Annotated in this window: 1 protein-coding gene; it reads right to left on the bottom strand. The window is 77.5% G+C overall.

Translation table 11 applies throughout. The features are described from left to right. Positions 1–377 (bottom strand): ROK family protein (locus ACLZOT_RS50435; protein ID WP_416976050.1); only part of this gene is annotated, 377 nt, incomplete at both ends.

Genomic DNA, 377 nt, shown 5'->3' with positions numbered 1-377 from the left:
GCCCCGGCCCGCTCCGATGCGGCCCTCCGCCAGTCCTCCGGTGCGGACGTCGTGGCCGAGGGCGACGGGGATGCCGCCGAGGCGTTCGGAGAGCAGCCGGCGCAGGGGTACGTCGCGCCAGCCGAGGTTGGCGGCGTAGGCGGCGATGCCCCGGTGCTCGTCGACGATGCCGGGGACGGCGACGCCGGCGGCGAGGGCGGGCTCGCCGAAGCGCTCCTCGCCGTACGCGCGGAGCTCGGCGGCGAAGTCGAGGATGGCGTCGACGACCGCGTCGGGGCCGCGTTCGCGCCCGGTCGGGCGGCGGGCTTGATGGAGCAGCTCGCCGCTCGTCCCCGCGAGCGCGGCTTTCATCCCGGGTCCGCCCACATCGAGGGCGA

The organism is Streptomyces sp. 4F14, assembly GCF_048159485.1.
Classification (GTDB): domain Bacteria; phylum Actinomycetota; class Actinomycetes; order Streptomycetales; family Streptomycetaceae; genus Streptomyces.
The sequence above is the reverse complement of the archived record's forward strand: the minus strand, read 5'-3'. Positions and strand labels throughout refer to the sequence as shown.